Origin of the sequence: Kitasatospora sp. NPDC057500, assembly GCF_042802195.1 — a bacterium.
Lineage (GTDB): Bacteria > Actinomycetota > Actinomycetes > Streptomycetales > Streptomycetaceae > Kitasatospora.
Genome location: NZ_JBHVER010000402.1, coordinates 1 through 2,655 on the forward strand (window position 1 = coordinate 1; position 2,655 = coordinate 2,655).

General features: G+C 72.5%; 3 protein-coding genes. 1 reads left to right on the forward strand and 2 read right to left on the reverse strand.

Annotated features, from left to right (window positions below; genetic code table 11):
* Positions 1–61: 61 nt before the first annotated feature.
* Together ACFU74_RS36900 and ACFU74_RS36905 are read right to left on the reverse strand one after the other, a co-directional pair.
* Positions 62–907 (reverse strand): undecaprenyl-diphosphate phosphatase, encoded by an 846-nt coding sequence (locus ACFU74_RS36900; protein ID WP_380764514.1) that lies wholly within the window; start codon positions 905–907, stop codon positions 62–64.
* A gap of 255 nt (positions 908–1,162) precedes the next feature.
* Positions 1,163–1,870: a class I SAM-dependent methyltransferase gene (locus tag ACFU74_RS36905; protein WP_380764512.1), complete on the reverse strand. Its 708-nt coding sequence runs from the start codon at positions 1,868–1,870 to the stop codon at positions 1,163–1,165.
* A 135-nt stretch (positions 1,871–2,005) separates the two neighbouring features.
* On the opposite strand from ACFU74_RS36905, the gene ACFU74_RS36910 reads away from it, so the two are divergent.
* Positions 2,006–2,587, forward strand: coding sequence for a DUF4396 domain-containing protein (locus ACFU74_RS36910; RefSeq protein ID WP_380764513.1), 582 nt, complete (start codon positions 2,006–2,008; stop codon positions 2,585–2,587).
* Positions 2,588–2,655 lie beyond the last annotated feature (68 nt).

Below are 2,655 nucleotides of genomic sequence, written 5' to 3' on the forward strand. Positions count from 1 at the left end.
CCCCCGGGGGTGGACCGGCCCTCCTCGTCTCTGCCGGGTGGAACGCGGTTCTCGTTCGCCGCTACTTGGCGACCACGCCGGCATCCGGCGCCAGGGTGCCCACCGAGACCAGGACGATGATCAGGATGCCCAGCGCGATGCGGTAGATCACGAACGGCATGAAACTGTTGTTCGAGATGTACTTCAGGAACCAGGAGATCGCCGCGTAGCCGACCACGAAGGCGATCACGGTGGCCAGGATGGTCGGGCCCCAGTCCGGCGCCGGACCCTCGCCGATCTTGAACAGCTCCAGCACGCCGGAGGCCAGCACCGCCGGGATCGCCAGCAGGAACGAGTACCGGGCCGCCGCCTCGCGGCTGTAGCCGAGCAGCAGGCCGGCGCTGATCGTGCCGCCGGAGCGGGACACGCCGGGGATGAGCGCGAGCGCCTGGGCCATGCCGTAGCCGGCCGCGTGCGGCAGGGTGAGCTCGGTGATCGGCTTGGCGTAGCGGACGGCCCGGGTGCGGTCGGCGACCGCGAGGATCACACCGAACAGGATCAGCGTGGTGCCGATGATCCGCAGGTCGCGCAGGTCGTGCTCGATGGTGTCCTGGAACAGCTTGCCCAGGATGCCGATCGGCAGGGTGCCCATGATCACGAACCAGCCCATCCGGGCGTCCTGGTGCGAGCGGAGCGCGGGCCGGAACAGGGAGAGCGTCCAGGTCTTCACGATCGAGGCGATGTCGCGGCGGAAGTAGATCAGCACCGCGGTCTCGGTACCGAGCTGCGTCACCGCGGTGAACGCCGCTCCGGGGTCCTTCCAGCCGAACAGGGCGGGGAAGACCCGGAGGTGGGCGCTGGAGGAGATCGGCAGGAACTCGGTGAGCCCCTGGATCAGGCCGAGGACGGCCCCGTGGAACCATTCGATCACCGGACACCCGCCGGGGGTATCCGTCGCTCGATGCGCATGAAGCGTTCCTTGTTGGTCGGTGCGGGAACGGCCCTGCGAACCGGCCGGCGCGGTCCAGCGGCGCGGCCCGATGGCAGGCGAACCACCGGTCCCGCCCGGCGCTCGGGCCGCGCGCGGGCCCGGCGTCCGCCTGATGCTACGCCGTTCAGGTGACGGCCTGTCGCCCGCCCCCACCCTCGGGGGCCGTTCCCGCGACCGGTGGACCCGCGCCGCTCAGGCGGTCGCCGGCCTGGTCCGGACCCAGACCCGGTCCTCGGTCAGATAGGAGTCGACGGCCAGCCCGGCCTCGGCGAGGGCCTGTTCGAACTCCGCCCGGTCCATCGGGCGGGACAGGAAGGTCTGGGTCCACCGCGCGTCCGGGAACTCGTACTCGACGTGCACCCGGTTGACGCCCTCGGCCACCGGTGTGGCCGACGCCACCCGCACCCGGCCGTCCGTCCCCAGCGGGCGCTCGCGCGGCACGTTCGTGTGCCAGTCCTCTCCCTCGCGCTGGATCAGCACGCAGCCGTCCGGGGCGACGTGGCGGCGGCAGGCGTCCAGCAGGCCCCGCCGGACGTCCAGGCTGCCGGCGTGCACCAGGAAGGAGGCGAGCAGGACGACGTCGAAGCGCTCGCCGAGGTCCAGCCGCTCGATCGGGCTGTGCACGGTGCGCGCCCCGCGGACCTCGGCCAGCATCTCGGCGGACTCGTCCACCGCCGTCACCCGGAAGCCCAGGTCCACCAGCGAACGGGTCACCCGGCCCGCGCCGCAGCCCAGTTCGAGCAGGCTCGCGCCGGGCGGCACGGCGGCGGCGATCACCTCGGGCTCGTCGTTGACCGGCAGCCGTGCGTACATCTCGACGGCGCAGCCGTCCGGGGTGATCGCCCCCGGGCCGGTGCCCCGGTGGCCCTCGCGTCGTTCCCGGTGGAGTTCGTCAGTCATGCGAATCATCCGAGCACGGCGGGCGCGGGGTGGGAAGAGGGCCCGGGAAAGAGGGTTGGCACATACCCCAGGGGGGTATAGAGTCATCGACGAGCCGGGCAGCACGGCGAACGAGACGAGCACGTGGAGGACGACATGGCACACCCCGCGCAGCACGACCACCAGCAGCACGCCGGTCACGAGCACCACGGCCACCACGAGCACCACGCTCACGGAGGGCACGCCGGGCACCCCGGGAGCCACGAACAGCACGCGCACCACGGCCACGGCGGTGGGCCCGTGACCTGGGCGGCCGCGGCGCAGGCGACCCTGCACTGCCTCACCGGCTGCGCCATCGGCGAGATCCTCGGCATGGTGCTCGGCACCGCCCTCGGGCTGAGCAACGGTGCCACCGTGGTGCTCGCGGTGCTGCTGGCCTTCGTCTTCGGCTACGCGCTGACCATGCGCGGCGTGCTCAAGGCCGGCCTGGACGTCCGCACCGCCGTGAAGGTCGCGCTGGCCGCCGACACCGTCTCGATCATCGTCATGGAGATCATCGACAACGCCGCGATGATGACCCTGCCCGGCGCGATGGACGCCGGTCTCGCCGACCTCGTGTTCTGGGCGGCCCTGGCCGGCTCGCTGGCCCTGGCCTTCGTGCTGACCGTCCCGGTCAACAAGTGGATGATCGGCAAGGGCCGCGGTCACGCCGTGGTCCACGCCTACCACCAGCACTGACCGGTCCGCCCGCGCTGCCCGGACCGAACGCCGCGGCCCGCGCCGCCCCCGCCGCAGGGGGCCGGCGC

What these genes read in the sequence shown, in the direction of transcription:
- ACFU74_RS36910 (WP_380764513.1), top strand. Translation starts at nt 2,006, where the DNA reads ATGGCACACCCCGCGCAGCACGACCACCAGCAGCACGCCGGTCACGAG.
- ACFU74_RS36905 (WP_380764512.1), bottom strand. Translation starts at nt 1,870, where the DNA reads ATGACTGACGAACTCCACCGGGAACGACGCGAGGGCCACCGGGGCACC.